The organism is Mesorhizobium sp. WSM4829 (assembly GCF_055811475.1).
The window spans coordinates 1-635 of the sequence record NZ_JBVVQJ010000137.1; the positions used below are offsets into that span (position 1 = coordinate 1).

Consider the following 635-nt stretch of genomic DNA (forward strand, 5'->3'; position numbering starts at 1 on the left):
CAGGCCGCAGGCACTTCGGAAGATTACAAGGAAGGGGTCGCCCATTTCCTGGAGAAACGATCGCCAAAATTCACGGGGCGTTAGTTGTTTAGTCTCGAGATCAAGTGGACGGGATCGCAGGACAACGGTGCGGAACGGGACGGTCTGCGAACCGGGACTGGTTCAGTGCTTCAGCCATGCCCGCCCTGGCGCGACTCACGCCACCCACTACGCCGCATACATAAATCCCTCATTTCGAGTCCAGACGCTCATAGGGCGACAGGTCGTCGATAATGGCACAGAAACAAATAGAGATGAGCGATGCATAGACTAGAACGCTTCCTGCGCCCAAAATCCATAGCGGTGATCGGCGGCCTTTTGGCAGCATTTGTTGTCGAGCAATCAATTGAACTGGGCTATTCTGGCGACATCTGGCCGGTGCACCTTGAGAAGGACGAAGTCGCTGGGCTCAGAGCCTACCGCTCGGTGGCGGATCTGCCCGGCGTGCCGGATGCCGCCTTCGTAGCGGTCAACAGGCATCTGACGATTGAAGTGGTCCGTGCGCTGGCAGAGCGCGGGGCGGGAGGGGCGTTATGCTATGCAGCCGGCTTTCGGGAAACCGCCTTCCATGACCAGGTCGGGGAGCGTCTGCAGGC

Annotated in this window: 1 protein-coding gene; it reads left to right on the top strand. The window is 59.1% G+C overall.

Annotated elements, in window-relative coordinates:
• Positions 1-300: 300 nt before the first annotated feature.
• Positions 301-635: CoA-binding protein (locus tag AC0L17_RS34545; protein ID WP_473519000.1), on the top strand; the 335-nt coding region annotated here is incomplete at its 3' end.